The sequence below is a fragment of the Streptomyces sp. NPDC090022 genome (assembly GCF_044748145.1).
Taxonomy (GTDB): Bacteria; Actinomycetota; Actinomycetes; order Streptomycetales; family Streptomycetaceae; genus Streptomyces.
This window is the reverse complement of sequence record NZ_JBIVFN010000010.1, coordinates 179346-197043: the sequence shown is the minus strand read 5'-3', so window position 1 is coordinate 197043 and position 17698 is coordinate 179346. Positions and strand designations below refer to the sequence as shown.

12 protein-coding genes are annotated in these 17698 nt (G+C 76.5%); 9 read left to right on the top strand and 3 right to left on the bottom strand.

All coding sequences use genetic code 11. From position 1 onward, the window contains the following. Window positions 1-108 precede the first annotated feature (108 nt). The 5 genes from ACIPXB_RS20205 (at window position 109) to ACIPXB_RS20185 (ending at window position 4869) form a co-directional block, all read left to right on the top strand. On the top strand, window positions 109-738 hold the full coding sequence (locus ACIPXB_RS20205) for an alpha-ketoglutarate-dependent dioxygenase AlkB (RefSeq protein ID WP_401451679.1): 630 nt from the start codon (window positions 109-111) through the stop codon (window positions 736-738). A 291-nt stretch (window positions 739-1029) separates the two neighbouring features. After that, window positions 1030-1518: a DoxX family protein gene (locus ACIPXB_RS20200; RefSeq protein WP_401451676.1), complete on the top strand. Its 489-nt coding sequence runs from the start codon at window positions 1030-1032 to the stop codon at window positions 1516-1518. A gap of 186 nt (window positions 1519-1704) precedes the next feature. Further along, complete coding sequence (locus ACIPXB_RS20195; protein ID WP_401451673.1) at window positions 1705-2214, top strand: cupin domain-containing protein; 510 nt, start codon at window positions 1705-1707, stop codon at window positions 2212-2214. Window positions 2215-2560: 346 nt separating this feature from the next. Then, window positions 2561-3139 carry an RNA polymerase sigma factor gene (locus tag ACIPXB_RS20190; protein WP_401451671.1) on the top strand — a complete coding sequence of 193 codons (579 nt, stop codon included), beginning with the start codon at window positions 2561-2563 and terminating at the stop codon, window positions 3137-3139. Window positions 3140-3999: 860 nt separating this feature from the next. Further along, the gene (locus ACIPXB_RS20185; RefSeq protein WP_401451749.1) at window positions 4000-4869 is read left to right on the top strand and encodes an IclR family transcriptional regulator; all 870 of its coding nucleotides are present in this window, start codon (window positions 4000-4002) and stop codon (window positions 4867-4869) included. 152 nt (window positions 4870-5021) lie between these two features. On the opposite strand, the gene ACIPXB_RS20180 is transcribed toward ACIPXB_RS20185, so the two are convergent. Next, entirely contained in the window at window positions 5022-6551 is a 1530-nt protein-coding gene (locus ACIPXB_RS20180; protein ID WP_401451669.1) for an alpha/beta hydrolase, read from the bottom strand. Between the two features lie 121 nt (window positions 6552-6672). Next, complete coding sequence (locus tag ACIPXB_RS20175) at window positions 6673-7521, bottom strand: hypothetical protein (RefSeq protein ID WP_401451667.1); 849 nt, start codon at window positions 7519-7521, stop codon at window positions 6673-6675. A gap of 558 nt (window positions 7522-8079) precedes the next feature. Between ACIPXB_RS20175 and ACIPXB_RS20170 the strand changes: the two genes are divergently transcribed. Further along, window positions 8080-8415, top strand: a complete 336-nt coding sequence (locus tag ACIPXB_RS20170; RefSeq protein ID WP_401451664.1) for a hypothetical protein — start codon at window positions 8080-8082, stop codon at window positions 8413-8415. A gap of 95 nt (window positions 8416-8510) precedes the next feature. Further along, window positions 8511-13202 (top strand): hypothetical protein, encoded by a 4692-nt coding sequence (locus ACIPXB_RS20165; protein ID WP_401451661.1) that lies wholly within the window; start codon window positions 8511-8513, stop codon window positions 13200-13202. Between the two features lie 420 nt (window positions 13203-13622). Here the strand turns inward: ACIPXB_RS20165 and ACIPXB_RS20160 are convergent, their stop codons facing one another. After that, window positions 13623-14819 (bottom strand): sensor histidine kinase, encoded by a 1197-nt coding sequence (locus ACIPXB_RS20160; protein ID WP_401451658.1) that lies wholly within the window; start codon window positions 14817-14819, stop codon window positions 13623-13625. Between the two features lie 491 nt (window positions 14820-15310). Here ACIPXB_RS20160 and ACIPXB_RS20155 point away from each other — a divergent pair, with 491 nt between their 5' ends. Together ACIPXB_RS20155 and ACIPXB_RS20150 are read left to right on the top strand one after the other, a co-directional pair. Further along, window positions 15311-16354 carry a pyridoxal-phosphate dependent enzyme gene (locus ACIPXB_RS20155; protein ID WP_401451654.1) on the top strand — a complete coding sequence of 348 codons (1044 nt, stop codon included), beginning with the start codon at window positions 15311-15313 and terminating at the stop codon, window positions 16352-16354. Then, a complete protein-coding gene (locus ACIPXB_RS20150; protein WP_401451651.1) occupies window positions 16351-17640 on the top strand; it encodes an MFS transporter in 1290 nt (429 codons plus the stop codon). The genes ACIPXB_RS20155 and ACIPXB_RS20150 overlap by 4 nt, the downstream gene beginning before the upstream one ends. Window positions 17641-17698 lie beyond the last annotated feature (58 nt).

Below are 17698 nucleotides of genomic sequence, written 5' to 3'. Positions count from 1 at the left end.
CGAACCGGCCCCCGCCCCTCATGGTCGCCCGCGCGGTGTCCCGCGGCCACCGCTCGGGAGCCCGTCCGCAATCGCTCACCTGTTCGGTTTTCGGGGTACGGTGGAGGAATGCGCGCGCCACTGCAGGGATCACTCTTCGACCAGGCCGACGAGATACGGCTCGGGCCGCTGCGCGGGCTGCGGCGGCGGGAGCTGGGCAGCGGGGCCTGGGTGGACCTGCTGCCGGGCTGGCTGAGCGGGGCCGACGCGCTGTTCGAGGAGCTGGCCGCCGGCGTGCCCTGGCGGGCGGAGCGGCGCCGGATGTACGAGCGCGACGTCGACGTCCCGCGCCTGCTCGCCCACTACCGCGAGGGGGAGCCGCTGCCGCACCCGGTCCTGGACGAGGCCCGGGACGCCCTCTCCACGTACTACGCCGGCGAGCTCGGCGAACCCTTCATCACCGCCGGCCTGTGCTACTACCGCGACGGCCGCGACAGCGTCGCCTGGCACGGCGACCGCACCGGGCGCTCCGCCCGCGAGGACACCATGGTCGCCATCCTCTCCGTGGGCGACCCCCGGGACCTGGCGCTGCGCCCGCGCGGCGGCGGCCCGGCCGCGCTGCGGCTGCCGCTGGGCCACGGCGACCTGGCCGTGATGGGCGGCTCCTGCCAGCGGACCTGGGAGCACGCCATCCCCAAGTCCGGCCGGGCCGTGGGGCCACGCATCAGCGTGCAGTTCCGGCCGCACGGCGTCTCCTGACCTCCGGGCGGGGCCACCCGGACGGGTACGGCGGCCGGACGCACACCGTCCGGCCGCGGGGGACCGGCGCCCGTCCGGGCGTCGGGGGGCGGGGGGTGGCGGGACCGGCACCGGCGCGCGGCGGCCGGGTGGTGCCACCCGGCGCACGAGGGGTCCGCCCGGCGCGCCTTCGCGGGCCCGGACCGGCATGAAGCTGCCAGCGGACGGGAGCCCGCGCGCCCCGCGCGGGCACACTCACCCCTGCGCCCCCCTACGCACCGCGGAACACGTCCCCCGACCCAAGGAGCACCCGTGCCGACCCGCCTCAACGCCGCCCAGCCCTACGCCCTCGGTCTCTTCCGCATCGTCACCGGACTGCTCTTCGCCTGCCACGGCGCCGCCTCCCTCTTCGGCGTCCTCGGCGGCGCGCACGGCGGCGGCACGGTGCCGGCCGGCGCCTGGCCGGGCTGGTACGCCGCCGTCATCCAGCTCGTCGGCGGCGCCCTGGTGATGCTCGGGGCCGGCACCCGCAGCGCCGCCTTTCTTGCCTCCGGCTCCATGGCGTACGCGTACTTCGTGATGCACCAGGAGAAGGCACTCTTCCCGCTGCAGAACGGCGGCGAGCTCTCCGCCCTGTACGCCTGGTCCTTCGTGCTGCTGGTCTTCACCGGCCCCGGCGCGTTCGCCCTGGAGCGGGTGTTCACCGCGCGCGCCGCGCACACCCGTCCGCAGGCCGGGGGCGCCGGCGAGGACGGCCCGGCCGGCCCGGGCGACCGTACGCGGGAGGCCGTCGCCGCCTGACGCTCCTCCCCACCGCCGCGCGGCGGGACGGGCTCCGGCCCGGCCCGCCGCTCCGGCGCACCCGGCCGCGCAGGCGGCCCGCCCCCGCCCTTGTCGTCGAGGTCGTACGTCAGGTCGTGACCCGCGCCCCGCGGGGGTAGGAGATCATGGGTGGGTCCGGGACCGGGACCCGACGAGGGGGGCACGTTGACACCGAGCACGGCCGGCGCCGAGGGGATCAGCCTCGCCGACCTAGTCGAAGGCACCGGGAAGGAGCGGCGCGGCGCGCTGTGGCGGCTGCGTGCCCGCAACCGGCAGCTCGACGCGAACGTCGTCCGGCTGCCGCCGGACACCCCGGTGGCGGAGCACGTCGAACCCCAGGTCGACGTCCTCCTGATCGTCGTCTCGGGCAGCGGCGTCCTGACCCTCGGCGGCGTGGAGCGGGAGGTGGCCCCCGGCACCCTCGCCCTGCTGCCGCGCGGCATCCCGCGCGCCGTGCTGCCCGGCCCCGACGGGCTGGTCTTCGTCACCGCCCACCGCCGCCGCGCCGGGCTGCGGATCGGGCGCAGCCGCCCGGCGCCCGAGCCGGACAGCGCTCCCCACTGCGCCCTGCACCGCGTCTGCCGGCAGTGCCGGCGCCACGCCATCGAGGCCGACGCCCGCTTCTGCAGCCGCTGCGGCAGCCCCCTGCCGGGCGCGGGCGGCGACACCGCGTGACACTGCGTGACGCCGCGTGACGCCGGCGCGCCGGGGGCGTGCGCGAGCGCAAGGGGGCGCACGGCCGAGCGGGTGCATCCGCTCGGCGAAAAGAGTGGTGAACGACGTGCACGAACACGCTCCGTTTTCGGTTGGGTGGGCATGGGGAGCGCGCGCTGCTCCCCGGCTGCCGGACTCGGGAGCAGGCACGCCCGAACCGCTCACTCCACTGGAAGGTTTCGCGCGACGTGAATCTTTTCGAGGCCGCCGCCCCCCTCGTGCTGATAGCGACCACCCCGGTCCGTGTGTGGGCCCTTGACGTAACCGCCGACTGCGGCAGCGGCGCCGAACAGCCGTGGGGGAGTGCATGAACGAGGGCGAGATCGACCCATCCCGGGACCAGGCGGTGTCGAGTGAACTGTCCGGTGTCGTGCCGGTCGAATTCGGAGCGTTCCACTCCCAGCAGCACCGCGGCTACCTGCGCTACGCGCACCTGCAACTGGGCACCCGGCACGACGCCGAGGACGTCGTCGACGACGTGTTCACCTTCCTGCTGAAGGTCTGGCGCCAGGCGTTGAAGGAGGAGAGCCTCCACGGCTTCGCCTGGGCCGCGCTGCGGGAGCACGTCGAGCGGCGGCTGGCGGTGCTGGGCCGCCCTGCCGCGATGGTGGAGACGGCCTGGTTCGCCGCCCTGCGCCGCCCCTCGAGGGGACGACTGGAGCTGCTGGAGTCCAAACTCGGCCTCTACGCGGCGATCGCCGACCTCTCGGAGCGGCACTACGACGTGGTGCTCCTGACGTACGTACTGGGCAACGACTATGAAACGGTCGCCCGGATGATGGGAATTTCCCCGGCGGCGGTCCGCTCGCACATCCGCGGCGCACGCCGGACCCTGTCCCGGACGCTCGGGGTGGACTGGGTCCCTGGAGAGGAGAAGGGCCAGTGAGCGACATGACGCGCGACCGCGACGCGGTGATGGGGCAGGAGTTGGACGCGGCACTGGAGGACGCGGCCGTACTGGCCGACGAGTACGCGGGCTACGACGAGGGCGCGGCCCGGCGGCGGATCGCCCGCCGGGTCGTGAACGACCGGATGCGCTCCCGCGGCATCCGGCGCTCCGTCGGCCGGGTGCCGCTGCCCGGTCACGCCCTGCCGGTCCCGGCCGACCACCTCGTGCTCGACGCCGCCTGTCACGTCCGGGCGGCGCGCGGCCTCGACACGCTGGCCTGGCACCTCGTCGACGAGAAGGCGTTCGTGCAACGGGCGCTGGCCGACGGCGCCTGGCCGTACGGCCGGGACGCGGCGCTGCTGTTCGGCTGCGTCCTGCACCTCGGCGGACGCCGCGAGGGCGCCCAGTTCTGGTTCCAGTACGCCGCCGGCGCGGGGTCCGGTACGGCGGCCCGCTGCCTGTACCTGCACCACCTGGCCCGAGCCGAGGTCGCCACCGCCCGGCACTGGGACCGGCGGGCAGACCTGCTGCCCCCCGAGGAGGAACTGCCCGAACTGCCCGACCTCCCGGCGAACCTGGAAGGGGCGCTGGGCGCCTCCGTCATCTGGACCTCGCCGCCCATCACCACCCAGGACCTCACCGGGCTCCCCCCTGCCCACGGGCACCGCGGCAACGCCGCCCGCCGCAGACTCCCCGAGCGGCTGCGGACGGCCGTCACCGCGCTGGAACCGGAGGACGACCCGGACCTCGGCGAGGTCGTCCTGCCGAGCCCGGCGGTCGCCGTCGCGCTCGCCCGGCACGCGCGCCTGACCCGGCTGCACCTCACCGACGAGGCCAGCAGCTGGTCGGGCCGCGCCCTGCGTGCGCCGCGCGTCACGCAGGCCGCCCGGCGGGCCCAGCCCGGCCGGCCGGCACCGGCCGCGCTGGAATCCGTACACCAGGCACTGCGCGCCCTGGAGATCATCAACCGGCACTCGGGAGGCGTCAGCCTGGCCCAGATCGCCCGCCAGACCCAGTTGCCCCAACTGACCCTCGCCCGGGTCATGGAGCGGCTGGTCCGCTCCAACCTGGCCGCCCCGGTCGGCCCGGCCGCGTACGCCGCCGGCAGCGCCCTCGGGCTCACCGCGGCCGTCGGCGACGGCGGGCAGGAGCAGATCCGCCAGACCCTGGCCTGGGTGCGCGACGCCGTCGGCGCGGCCGTGTACGTCGCCCGCTACCACGACGGGGAGATCACGGTCACCCACTACGCGGACAGCCCGTCCGCGCCGGTCGTCGAGGAGTGGGTGGACTTCCGGGCCACCGCGCACGCCTCGGCCGTCGGCAAGGCCCTGATGACCCAGCTGGACCACGCCGGGCGCCGCGACCATCTGGCCCGGCACCCGCTGACCCCGTTCACCGCCCACACCCTCACCAGCGAGCAGGTCCTCTTCCACCAGCTCGACACGCGGGCGCCGGGTGCGGCGCTCCTCGACCTCCAGGAGTACGCGCTGGGCACGGTGTGCGCGGCGGTGCCCATCACGGCCGGGCCGAACCCGGAGTGCGTGGCGCTGTCCGTACCGGCGCCCGACCCGCGCCGTCTGGGGGAGGCCGCCCGGATCCTGCAGAGCGAAGCGGCCGCGGTGCTGCTCGCGCTGCTCGTCGCCGGCAGCACCGAGCCGGCGGCGCCGCAGGCGGCGGACCGGCCCGCGGAGGGGACGGGGAGCACGCTCCTGACGACCAGGTCGTAGCGGGGAGGAGAGGGCACCGGAGCCGGAGCCGGAGCCGGGCCGCCGCGTCGCGCGGCGGCCCGGCTCCGGCCGTGGTCCGGGGCGTCGTGCCGTGGTGCCGTTTGTCGGGCCGTGGCCCGGGTCGTCGAGGTCGTCCAGGGGCCCTTGGACCGTCAGTTCGGGCAGGACGTGTCCCGGGCGGGCCGCTCGCCGGTCGTCAGGAACGTGGTGACCGCGCGGTTGCCGCAGGCGTTGCCGTTGCCCACGTAGAGGCTGTGGCCGCCCTGTTCGACCGTGACCATCCGGGCGCGGGGACCGAGCGCCCTGCGCATCTCCAGGGCGCCGGCGTACGGGGTCGCGGGGTCGCGGCGGCTCTGGAGCATCAGCACGTTCGAGGGGCCGTCCGCCGTGATCCGGACCGGCTTCTCGGCCGGGGCGTCCTTCCAGAACGCGCAGGGCAGGACGTTGACCGGCATGCCCGCGGTGAGCGGGTGCGCGGCGCGGTCCGCGGCCACCGCCCGCCGGTAGTCGTCCGCGGAAGGGGCCGGCCACGCCACGTCGTTGCAGATCACGCCGACCATGAGCGCCGCGTCCTCGTCCCGGACGGGCCGCGCCAGCTCCGGCGGCAGGACCGGGGTCCGGTGCGGGTCCCGGGCGGCGGCGACCAGCCGGGCGAAGGCGGGGAAGGCGCTGTCGGAGTACAGCGCGTTCTGCAGGGCCTGGCGCAGGCCGTTGCCGGTCAGCGGGGTCCCCGGTGTCGTCGACGGCTTCGGGGCCCGGTCCAGCTCCGCCGCGAGCGCCAGCACCATCGGCCGTACGTCCTGCTCCCGGTCCGCCAGCCGCAGCCCGTCCCGGTCGCGGTCGGCGTGCGCTGCCCAGGCCGCGAAGTCGGGGAACCGGTCGTCCGCGCCCTGCGCCATGTTCGCCAGCCAGCCCCGGGCCACCCGGCGAGGGTCGGGGTCACCGGTGCTGTCGAGCACCCAGCGGTCCGTGCGCGCGGGGAACTTCTGCGCGTAGGCCGCCGCCACGTACGCCCCGTACGACGACCCCCACGCCGAGAGCTTTCGCTCACCCAGGGCCTGGCGGAACCGGTCCATGTCGCGGACCTGGTTGGCGGTGGTGAAGCTGCGCAGCACGGGCCCGCCGTGCGTGGCGCACGCCTCGGCGATACGGCGGGAGCGCTCCAGGTTCCCGGTGATGCCACCGTCCGGGCCGGGCCAGGAGCGAAGGCTCGTCAGGTACCGGTCCTCGGGCGCCAGCCGGCAGCTCGCCGTGGTGCTGCCGCCCACGCCCCGCGGGTCGAAGGCGACGAGGTCGTACGATCCGGCCAGCTCCCGCTGGAGGGCCGTACCCTTCTGCGCCAGCCGCTGCACGCCCGAGCCGCCGGGACCGCCCGGGAGCACGATCAGCGTGCCGCGCCGGGCCTCCGGCCGGTCGCTGCGGATCCGGGTGACGGCGATGCTGATCCGCGGGCCGCCGGGGTCGCTGTAGTCGAGCGGTACGGGCAGGTCCGCGCATTCCTGCGCGGCGGGACCGTCGGGCTTGGCGCAGGGGTGCCAGGCGAGCGGGGGGACCTCGGCGCCCGCCGCGACGGCGGGGGCGGCGGTCGCGGTGGCGGCGACGGGGGAGAGGGCGGCCGCCACGGCGGCGACGGAGGCGGCGAGGAGCAGGGTCTTCTTCGTGCTGTTCGCGTAAGTCGTCATGGGGCAAGCCTTGTTGACCATGGCTCGCGGCCCCATCCGGCGGCCCGGTCGGCCCGGGGTGGGGGTATCCCCCGGCCCCGGGCCCGCAATGGGGCCCGGGGCTGGGGGCGGGGTCAGTCCGTCACCACCAGATGACGGCGTACCCGCTGCCACCGTCCGTGCCGGGGGAGCCAGGTGCGCCGACGGCGACGCCGCCCGCGCCGCCCGCGCCGCCGTTGCCGCCGACCGAGGCGCCGGGCGGCAGCTCGACGATGCCGTCGACCGCTCCGCCGCCCACTCCGCCGACCGTGCGGTCGGTACTGCTGGTGCCGTCCGCGCCGGTCCGCAGGACACCGGGCTTGGCACAGAAGCCGGTGCCGCCCTCGCCGGCCGCACCGGGCGCGCCGGCCGTGGCGCCGCCACCGCCGCCACCGCCACCGCCGCCACCGCCGCTCGCGGAGACCAGCTGCGCGTCGTCGGGTGCGGTCAGGCTCGTCGCACCGCCGGCGAGGCCCGCGGTGCCGGCCGTACCGGCCGTACCGCCCGAGCCGGCGGGTCCGCCGGTGCCGTTGTCGCCGCCGGTGCCGATGTCCACCCGGTACTCGTTGTGCGGCTTGACCGAGATCTCGCACCAGGCGAAGCCGCCGGCGCCGCCGCCACCGCCCGCGCCGCCGTCACCGCTGAGCGGGTCGCTGCCGCCCCCGCCACCACCGCCGCCGCCGCCCGCGGCGCCCCAGATCTGGACGAACACGGACTTGACGCCCTTGGGCGGGGTGAAGGTGCCGTCCGCGGTGAACTGCCGCAGACCGTGCGGGAACTGCTTGGCCACCTTCTTCGGGGGCGGGGGGTTCCTGGGGGTGTCGCCCCCGTCCGCGGAGGCGGCGGGACCGGTCAGCAGCTGGCCGGTGACGGCCGCGGCGGCCGCCAGACAGACGAGGAGGACGCGGGAGCGACCCCGGGACCGTGGTGTGCGAGGGACCTGATGGCTCACGTTCGTGCCTTCCTGCCCCACCGGCGGCGGACGCCGAGCGGGGGCGGACAGAGGGGACAGCGTGGGGTGCGGGGATCCGCACGGAGCAGATCCCACAGCCGCTCGCGCCGCCGCGCGGGCCGACAGGGCCGTGACGTGCGCCAGGCAGGTGAGCACGTTGCGCCGGTCGGCTCGTCGTACGGGTGAACGGACGGGGAACGGATCCGCGGATGGCCGAGCCGGCCGCCGGGCGGCCCCGCGCCCCGGTCCGCCCCGCCCGTCCGACATTCCGTCCGGTGGTCGGGCCGGAGTCGGGCCGGAGTCCCGGTCGCGTCGCTGACCTGCGGCTCCTGAGGAAGATTCACCCGTTCGGCCCTCTGTGGGTCGCCGATCCGGGCCGCCGGGCGGACGCTCAGTCCGTACGGACGGAGGACCGGTCCGTACCCGAGACGGAGGTTAGTCATGACGACCGCACCGGGAAACGCATCCACACCCGGATCGGGCCACCGGTCCGGTCAGGGCGCTAGTTCTTCGCACAACGCATGGGCCGCCGGCGGCACGACGTTCGCCGGTGTCCTCATGATCGTCGTCGGCCTGTTCGGCATCTTCGAGGGGATCAGCGGCATCGCCTCCGACGAGGTGTACCAGCGCCTGGGCTCCTACGTGTTCAAGTTCGACCTCACGACCTGGGGCTGGATCCACCTGATCGTGGGCATCCTCGTCCTCGTCACCGGTATCGCGATCCTGGGCGGCAAGGAATGGGGCCGGGTGCTGGGCATCGGCCTGACGGCCCTGTCGATGATCCTGCACTTCATGTGGCTGCCCTGGGCGCCGCTGTGGTCGATCGTCGCCATCGCGGTCGGCGTGTTCATCATCTGGGCGCTGTGCAACGACAAGAGCGAGCAACTGCTCTGAGCCCGGCGCGCCGTGGCCCCGTGGCGACGGCACCGTCGCACCTTCCTCGCACCCGCCACCGACGCCTGTCGGTGGCGGGTGCGAGGATCGCCCGCATGATCAGTCTGCTGCCCGCCGACCCGCATGCCTCGACCACCTACGTCGCCTGGGCACGGGCCCACGACCCCGGCGCCGAGGCCGTCGCCGTGGCGGAACTCGACGCGGTGCGCGTCGAGATGCACGGCGCGTGGCAGAAGCCCGGCCGGTGCGTCGACGCGCTCCGCCGCCGGGCCCGGCGGCTGCCGCACCACCACCTGCCGTGGTTCTGGGACACGGTGGGACACCGGCTGACCGGCCTCTCCGCCCGGTACGCGGGCCGGGCGTACGCACTGGCCCGGCAGGCCGAGCAGGAGCACCACCTGCCCGTCGACGCCGGCTACCGGCGGGCCAACGCCCTGCTGTTCGCCGCCCGGGGCTCGCTGCCCGCCAAGGAGCTGGGCGACCACCAGGCGTGGCTGTCGGCGAGCCTGGAACCGGCCGCCGCGCACCGGGAGTTCATGACCTTCCTGACGGCCTGGGCGGCCTCGCCCGCCGATCTGCCCGCCGATCTGGTGCGCCGGATCCGCTCCTCCGCCCGCGGCGCGGGACTCGGCGGCGCCGACGAGGCAGGGGTGCTCGGCGAGGTCCTGGCCGGGGCCCGCGGCAAGGCCGTACCGGACCGGGTCCTGGACGCGGCCACCCCGCTGCTCGAGGCGCACCCGCCCACCGACGCGGTCCGCACCGGCCTGCTGGAGATGTTCCCCGCCACGCACGGGGACGCGGACGCCTGGCTGCGGCTGCTGCGGGCCTCCGGGGCGGTCACGGCCGCCGCGGCGGGCCGGATCGTCCCCGACGGCGGACTCGCGGCCTGGCTCGGCCGGTTCGCCTTCCTGTACTCGTACCAGCACCACGCGGGCGGCGGGGTCTCGGTCCGGCCGATGGCGCCGCACCTGTTCGCGGTCGTGGCCGAGCTCGCCCCCGCGCTGGCGGCCGCGGGCGTCGCCGCGCGGATCCACGAGCGGCACCACCGGCGCACCGGTCTCGACGCCGACCTGCTGGACGCGTGCCTCGCGCACGGGGTGCCGGTGGCCGACCCCGGGGACCAGGTCGACCTGGTGTTCTGGGGCGAGCGGTCGCGGCGCGACCTGGCCGCGCTCGCGCAGGATCCGGTGTTCGGCCCCCGCCTCGAAGGCACCGTGCACGCGGGCCTGCGCGACCATGTCAGCCGGGTCCGGCGGCCCGGCTCGGCCATCAGCCTGCTGCCGGGCAACACCGGCATCGAGGCCGGGGTGCACACCCGGATCGGCGCGCTGCTCGACACGCTCGCCGGCGGCGGCCTGCGGGCCGCCGAGGAGGCCACGGAGGAGCTGTTCACACTGCTGGACCGGCCGACCGCCCGGGCCCTGGACGGGATCGAGGAGGCGCTCGCCGGCCTCGACCTCGTCGGGCCGCTGGCGCGCGCCCTGCGCGGGGGACTCCCGGAGGAGCTGGGCTGGCCCGCGCTGGACGAGGCGGTCGCCGGGTTCGGCCCGGCCGGGGTCAGTGGAGTGACCTGCACCTGGCCGGTGCTGACGGTCTTCGGCACCGACCGCGCCGTGGCCGTCGGGCCCGAGGGGCGGCGCGCGGAGTGTTCCTTCACGGTGCCGGACGACACGACGATGCACACCGTGCACTACGCCGGCGGCGCCTTCCTCGTCGGCTTCACGCGCGCCGCCGACCCGCACTCCTGCGACAGCGCGTTCTGGGCGCACGCCCCGCACGAGGTCTTCACCCCGCAGGACACCTCCGGGCTGGTGCCGTACGGCGGGATCATCGACGGCGCGCTCGGCTTCCAGTTCGAGAGCGCGGACGGCGGCGGCCGGCACGACGGCGAGCGGGTGCTGCGGCCCGGCGACCGCCACGGCATCGCCGACGCCGAACTCCAGCTCGGCGACGGCGCCCGCATCTGGAGCGGCGGGGTCTTCCGCCGCGACGGGTGGCGGCCCGTCGACCCCCACACCGGTGAGCAGCTGGCCGCCGCGCCGCTGCCGGACTTCCCCGGCCGCCCGGCCGCCGCCGACGGCGGCCCCGACGGCGACGGCGACGAGCGGGGCATGGAGCTGTTCACGGAGTGGCTGACCCTGGCACCCCTGCCCGCCGGCCGGACCTGGTCGCCGCTCGGACAGCGCGACGCGCTGGTGGGCTGCCGGGTGCTGAACCGGACGGGGCAGCGCGGCCCGTCACCGCGGGAGTTCCTCCTGGAAGGCATCGACGGCCGGAAGGCCACCTTCCGCGCCACCCGGCCCGGACGGCGGCCCTGGGGCATCGCCGAGGTCGCCGAAGGGGCCGAGCGGGGCGTCCTGGAGGGCTGCGTGCAGAGCATCCGCTGCCACGCCGCCAGTGACGGATCCCTGCTGTGGGAGGTGCGCGGCTTCCCCGACGTCAAGCACGACCGCCGCGAGCGCACCCCCGCCGAGGCGAGCCCGCTGCCCTTCCCGCCGCCGGCCTTCTGGCACCTGCTCGCCCCACGCGACGCGGCCACCTCCGCCGCGCTGCGCGCCGCCGGGGACGGGGCGGCCGCGCGGCTGCTCGCCGCCGCCGTGCGCGAGGCCGGGCGGGAGGGGCCCGAACCGGCCGCCGTGCGCGGGCAGGTGCTGCCCGGGGTGCGCGAGCCCGTCGTGGCCGCGGCGGTGCTGCGGGCCGCCCGGCGGGCCGCCGCCGTCCTGCGCCGGCGCGAGGAGCTGTCCCGGAAGGTGGCTCTGCTGCGCGAGGACCCCGCCGTCACCCTGCCCCGCGAGGCCTCCGACACCGCGCTGACGGCCGCCCTGCACGGGCTGCTCCACGACCCCGACTGCTTCACCGCGGCGCCGTCGCTGCCGCATCCCGCGACGCTCACCGCGATCGCGGCCGACGGCCTGCACCTGCGCGGCGCCCTCGACGACGAGCGGCGCCGGCTCGCCCCGCCCGCGCCGCCGGCCGACTGGACCGTGCTGACCGGATCGATCGACGCGGCCGCCTGGCGCGCCGTCACCGCCCCCACGGACGCGGCGGACCGGGCGGCGCTGGAGGCCCTGCTGGCCGTGTGGAGCGGGCAGCCGTTCGCCGAGGCCGGCCGTACCTGGCGCACCGGCCGCGTGGGCCCCGACCGCCCGGTGGCCGGCCCGGCGGGCGGTGCCGTGGTGGCCACCGGGCGTCACCGCGCGCCCGTGCGCCGCTTCGTGCAGCGGGCCGAGGAGCCGGTGCCCGAGGGCGCCGAGGACTGCCGGACGGTGACGGTCGTACGGGACGACGCCGGGCGGCTGGCGCGTCTGCTGGACCTGCTGGCGGCCAGGGGACCGCTGGCCGCGCCCGCCGAAGCCGTCACCGCGTTCTCCCGGCGCACCGGCGCGCGCCGCGCGGTCGCGGCGCTCGCCCTGGGCGGTCTGCCCCGGGCCGCCGAGCTGGACGCGCACACGAAGAGGCTCGCGTCGGCGCCGTTCAGGGCCACCGGGGACGCCGCCGCCGAGTACGAGGCCGCCTTCCGGGCCCTGGGCGCGGAAGGCCGCCGCGAGGTCCTCGCGGCCGGGCTCCCCGAGGATCCGGCCGGCCTGTGGGAGGAGCCGGGGGCCATGGTCGCGGCGGCCGAGCGGATGGCCGAGGTCTGGGTCCGGCGGCTCGGTGCCCGCGCTCCCGTCGACGACGCACTCGCGGACGCGCTGGAGGCCGGACTGGGCCTGGGCCGGGACTGGGCCGGGCGGCTGGCGTCCGGGCCCGCCGACGAGCCCGCCGACGAGGGCGCCGCCGGGCACGGCTGGACCCTGGTCCGTGGCGGGCGCTCCGGCGTCGACGTGCACCGCGTCGCCGCGGACGGCACGCTCGGCGAGCGCGAAAGCCTCTACCGCGGCCCGCACCTCACGGCCGCGAGCGCCGTGGTGTGGGCCCTGACCGAGCGGCCGGTGGGCGACCCCGCCGTAGCGGGCGCCACCGCCCTGTACGAGCGGCTGCGGGAGCGGCTGCGCGACCCCGCGCTGATCGTGCCGGCCGGAGCGTGGTGGCGCCGCGCCGACCCGCGGGCCGTCGACGCGTACGTCGGCCCGCGCCGGTACCCGGTGGCGGAGCATCCCGAGCGGCCGGCCGACGCGGACGCCCCCGAGCCCGTCGTCCACGACGACGGGCTGCTGCTCCTGTCCGTCCCGGACGGCGAGATCTTCCTGCGGCCCGCGGCCCTGGGCGACCCCGAGCGCCTCGCGCGGGCCGAACGGCTCGCGGCCGACCACGGCCTGCCCGGCCTGGCACGGGCGCTGAACCGTCTGAAGGCCCTGTACGACGGCGGGGTGGCGCGCATGGTGCACCGGGCCGCGCACTCACCCGTCCCGGCGGGCCGGTACGAGGCCGACCCGCGGCGATGCGCCCCGGGCCTGGTCGCCGAAGTGGCCGCCGCCCTGGCCGTCGGCGCGGACGCGGCGGCGCTGTACCTGCAGCTGCTCGCCCTGCCGCGCCCCACCGACCGGCACGTGCGGGAGTGGAACGGCTGGACGGCCGCCCGGCACAAGGCGGTCCAGGCCGAACTGGTCGCCTCGGGCGCGGTCGTGGCGGACAGACGTCCGCGGGCCGGCCGTACGGCCTTCGTGCCCGGCCCGTGGACCGAGTTCAAGGCCCCCCACCTGCCCCTGGAGACCGCCAAGCTGGAGCCGCTGCTGGCGGTGGCGTCGTACGGCAAGGAGCCGGACGGCCCGTACCTGCGCCTGCTCCCGCCGCTGCCGCTGCACGAACTCTTCGGCCAGGCCTGGCGGACCGCCCGGGGCAACTGAGGCCGCCCCACCCGCCCGCGGCCCCGGATGCCGTCCCGCCCGCGGCCCCGGGCCGGGGGGCGGGACGGCGCCGGGGCCCCTTCTCGGGCGGTCCGGGGGGCTCCGGGCGGTCCCGGTGGCTCAGGGTGGTCCCGGTGGCTCCGGGTGGTCCCGGCCCACCCCAGCCCCGGGCGTCGGGCCACACGGGCCACCCCGGGCCGTCCCCGGCCGGCCGGCCCGGGGCGGGCGCGGAGCAGGCCGGTCTCCCGGGGCACGCCGACCCTGACCCGCCGTCGGGCCCTGGCCGACGACCACCGTCTCCTCGTCGCACGAGGCCTCCGGCACCGCCGCACAGCCGGGCGCGGCGCGCGGCGGTGCCGCCGTCCCCGCCCCGGACGGGGTCCTGATCGTCGGCGACGAGGCCATCGGCCCCGGACGCGCTCACTCCGGCGGGTCCGGTGGGCCCACGGTGTGCGTCGGTAGCGAGAGGCGGACCTCGAATCCCCCCTCGCGCCGGGCCCCGGCGGTCAGGGAACCCCCGCAGAGTGAGGCCCGCTCCCGCATGCCGATCAGCCCGTACCCCGACCCCGGCACGGGCACGGCCGGGCCGGGAGGGCTGCCGGCCGCCCGTCCGGAGTCCCGCACCGTCACGTGCAAGGCGTCCGGCAGGTAGGCCAGTTCGACCTGGGCCCGGGTGGGGGCCGCGTGTTTGACCACGTTGGTGAGCGCCTCCTGGATGACCCGGTAGGCGCACAGGTCCAGCCCCGGCGCGAGACGGCGCCGCCGGCCGGCCGTCCTGAGCTCCACCGTGACGTCGGCCGCGGGCATCCGCTCGATCAGCCGGCCGAGCCCGTCCAGACCCGGCAGCGGGGCGGTCGGCGGCGGGTCGCGGTCCCCGGCGGCCTCCCCGTGCTCCCCGGGCCCGTCCACGCGCAGCACGCCCAGCATCCGGCGCATCTCCTCCAGGGCCTCCCGGCTGGCGGCGGTCGCCGCGCCGAGGGCCGAGCGGGCGGTGGCGGCGTCGGAGACGAACACGTACGAGGCGAGGCCCGCCTGGACGGAGACGACCGACATGTGGTGCGCGACCACGTCGTGCAGTTCGCGCGCGATCCGCACCCGCTCGTCGACCACCGCGCGCCGGGCCCGTTCCGCCTGTTCGTGCGCCAGCTGCGCGCTCAGCCGGCGCAGTTCGGCGTTCTGCCGGGCCAGCCTGCGCTGGGTGTAGCCGACCACGACGGCGAAGCCCGGCACCAGGGCGGCCTGTGCCGCCACCAGGGCCGCCGGCAGCCGCCCGGCGATGCCGCTGTGCACGACCATCGCCATGGTCAGCACGACCGCCCCCGCGGACACCCGGGGCGGGCGCAGCGCGACCACGCCGACCAGTGCGAGCGCGGGCCCCCACCAGTTGACCGACGGCTGGTAGCCGACCGCGAGATACGTGGTGTACGCCGTCCCGGAGGCGAGCAGCACCGTCGCGGGCGCGCTGCGGCGGAACGCCAGGGGAAGCGCCGTCAGGCACGTGAGCAGGTAGGCCCAGGCGTCGAAGGGCTCCCACCCGGCCGGGTGGTACTGGTGCCCGGCCACGCAGCCGCTCGCCCCGACGACGAGGACGATCCCGCCGTCGACCGCGCGCCGCATGGCGACCGGTCCCGGCCGCCGTAACCTCCCCATCGCCCGCATCCGCAGGAGGGTAGTCCCCGCGCGGCCCGGCGTCGTCAACTCATCGGTTGATCCTGCGATCGCACCTCCGCATCCCACACCTCCGCACCCCACACCGCCGCATCCCGCGCCCCGGGTCGGCCGCCGGACATGCACCCCTTACACCCCGCCTGCGGGTGAACGTAACCATGTGGTGGGAATTGGTCATTTCTTTTTTCCGGCGTGACCTTCTCCGCCCACCCCCGAAACCCGCTCTGTCCACGGGCTGGACGAGCCCGTCCGGCCTCGCGCGCCGTGCCCAGAGCGGTTCGAACCGGCCAACGCGCCCGCTTACGGGACATTAAGGCGGATGCAGCCCGGATCCGCCCATGCTTATGGTGCGCAGGCGGGAATGAACCGGACGAAGCTCTGAGCCGGGGATGGGCTCGTGCACCAACCGGCGGCCCATCGCCGGCGAACGGGGGAAGCACATGTCACTCGTCGATGCCGTCTTGACCAAGGCCTTACGCACCACACCCCTCCACCACCTCCAACTCGCCTACCAGGGACGTGTCCAGCGCGTCGGGCTCAAACTCGAGGAGCACGGCGCCACCGGATCCATCAAGGACCGCACCGCCGTCGGGCTGCTGCGCGCCCTGCACGAGGAACGGCCCCTCGCACCCGGCACCGTGGTCGTGGAGTCGACCTCCGGCAACCTGGGCCTGGCCATGGCGAACCTGCTGGCCGCCATGGACTGCTCCTTCATCGCCGTCGTCGACCTCAAGACCCCCCTGACCACCCGCCGCACCCTCGAGGCCAGCGGCGCCCGCGTGGTCGTCGTGGACGAACCCGACGGACAGGGCGGCTACCTCCTCAGCCGGCTGCGCACCGTCCGGCGGCTGTGCGAGCGCCATCCCGAATACCGCTGGCCCGACCAGTACGCCAACCCCGCCTCCCCGGCCGTGCACCGCGCCACCACCGGACCCGAACTCACCGAGCAGGCCGGCCCGGACCTGTCGGCCGTCTACGTGCCCGTCTCGACCGGCGGCACCTTCGCCGGCGTCGCCGCCCACCTGCGCACCCACCGCCCCGACGTCACCCCCGTGGCCGTGGACCTGCGCGGCTCCCTGGCCCTCGGAGGCGCCGCGGGCCGCCGCCTGATACCCGGGATAGGGGCCAGCCGCCCCTCCGTCTTCCTGCCCGCGCCGCACACCCACCGCAGCGTGCACGTCGACGACGTGGAGGCCATGGCCGTGTGCCGGATCCTCGCCGAGGACCTCGGACACGAACTCGGCGGGTCCAGCGGCTGCGTGCTGGCCGCCCTCCTGGCCGACATGGCCCAGGGCCGCCTCGATCCGGGACTGCCGGTCTGCCTGGCCGCCGACGGCGGACGCAAGTACCGCGACACCGTCTTCTCGGACACCTGGGCGAGCCGGCACGACATCCTCACCGACCTGACCCGCGCCATGGGCCGGCTGCGCCGCGACGGCCTGCGCTTCTCCATCCGGCAGTACCAGGAGCACCACACCCCATGACCGAGAGCACGACCAAGCCCACGACGCCCGGACAGCGGGAGCGGGGCGGGACGTACGCGCGGTTCCTGCCGCTCGTCCAGACCGCCACTCTGATCGAGTGGACCGGGACCGGCCTCTTCCTGGCCGTCTCGACCATCTACTTCGTCAAGGTGGTCCACCTCGGCACCGCCTCCGTCGGCACCGGCCTGACCATCGGCGGCGCCCTGGCCGTCGCGGCCTCGGTCCCCATCGCCCGGCTCGCCGGGCACTGGGGACCGCGCACCACGCTGACCGCGATCATGCTGCTGCGCGCGCTGGCCACGGTCGGCTACCTGTGGGTGGACGGATGGTGGAGCTTCCTCGCCGTCGTCACCGTCATCGCGATCACCGAGCAGTCCTCGCCGCCGCTGGTGCAGGCCTACGTCGGTGCCCGCGCCCCGCAGGACCTGCGGGCCAAGGTGATGGCCGTCCAGCGGACCGTCGTCAACCTCGGCATCAGCCTGGGCGGACTGATCGCCGGCGTCGCCCTGGGCACCGGCGACGCGGACGCCTTCCGTCCGCTGCTCGTCGGCGGCGCCGTCGCGTACGTGGTCGTCGCCGCCGTCTTCGCCTTCTCCCGGGGGCAGGAGGGCGCCCCCGCGCCCGAGACCACCGGGGTGGGCGAGCTGCTGAAGGACCGGGTGCTGCTCGGCTTCACCGCCTACAACGCCCTGGTCTCGCTGTGGATGCCGGTGCTCAACGTGGCCTTCCCGCTCTGGCTCGTGACCGCCACCGACGTGCCCGAGCGCTACGTCGGCATCCTCTACGCCGTCAACACGGTGCTCTGCATCGCCCTGCAGTACCCGCTCAACCGCTGCTACAGCACGGCTCGCCGGGCCTGGCTGTCCTACGCCGTCGCCGCCGCCGTCCTCGGCTGCGGAGCCCTGGCCTTCGCGGCGGCCCCGCAGTTCGGGCAGCGCGGCGCGCTGCTGGTGCTCGGCGGCGCCGTCGTCCTGCTGACCTTCGCCGAGCTCCTCCAGGTGGGCGCCTCCTGGACGCTCTCCTTCGACCTGGCCCCGCCGCACGCCCGCAGCGCGTACCTCGTGCTGTTCAACACCAGCCGCACCGTCGCCAACCGGGTCGCCGGCCCCGTGCTCATGACCGGCGTGGTCCTCGCCCTGGGCACCGCCGGCTGGGTGGTGCTGGCGGGCGTGCTGCTGCTGGGCGCCCTGGTGCCGCTCGTGGTGCTGCGGCGTACGGGCGCCCCGCCCGCCGCGCCCGCGGACGCACCGGCCGAGCCCGCCACGGGCGCCCGTACGCACGACTGAGACCCCGTCCCCGTACCGCACGAACACCCGCGCAGACCCGTAACCCCCCGACGGCCCG

What these genes read in the sequence shown, in the direction of transcription:
- ACIPXB_RS20150 (WP_401451651.1), top strand. Translation starts at nt 16,351, where the DNA reads ATGACCGAGAGCACGACCAAGCCCACGACGCCCGGACAGCGGGAGCGG.
- ACIPXB_RS20205 (WP_401451679.1), top strand. Translation starts at nt 109, where the DNA reads ATGCGCGCGCCACTGCAGGGATCACTCTTCGACCAGGCCGACGAGATA.
- ACIPXB_RS20155 (WP_401451654.1), top strand. Translation starts at nt 15,311, where the DNA reads ATGTCACTCGTCGATGCCGTCTTGACCAAGGCCTTACGCACCACACCC.
- ACIPXB_RS20170 (WP_401451664.1), top strand. Translation starts at nt 8,080, where the DNA reads ATGATCGTCGTCGGCCTGTTCGGCATCTTCGAGGGGATCAGCGGCATC.
- ACIPXB_RS20190 (WP_401451671.1), top strand. Translation starts at nt 2,561, where the DNA reads ATGAACGAGGGCGAGATCGACCCATCCCGGGACCAGGCGGTGTCGAGT.
- ACIPXB_RS20160 (WP_401451658.1), bottom strand. Translation starts at nt 14,819, where the DNA reads ATGCGGCGCGCGGTCGACGGCGGGATCGTCCTCGTCGTCGGGGCGAGC.
- ACIPXB_RS20180 (WP_401451669.1), bottom strand. Translation starts at nt 6,551, where the DNA reads ATGACGACTTACGCGAACAGCACGAAGAAGACCCTGCTCCTCGCCGCC.
- ACIPXB_RS20165 (WP_401451661.1), top strand. Translation starts at nt 8,511, where the DNA reads ATGATCAGTCTGCTGCCCGCCGACCCGCATGCCTCGACCACCTACGTC.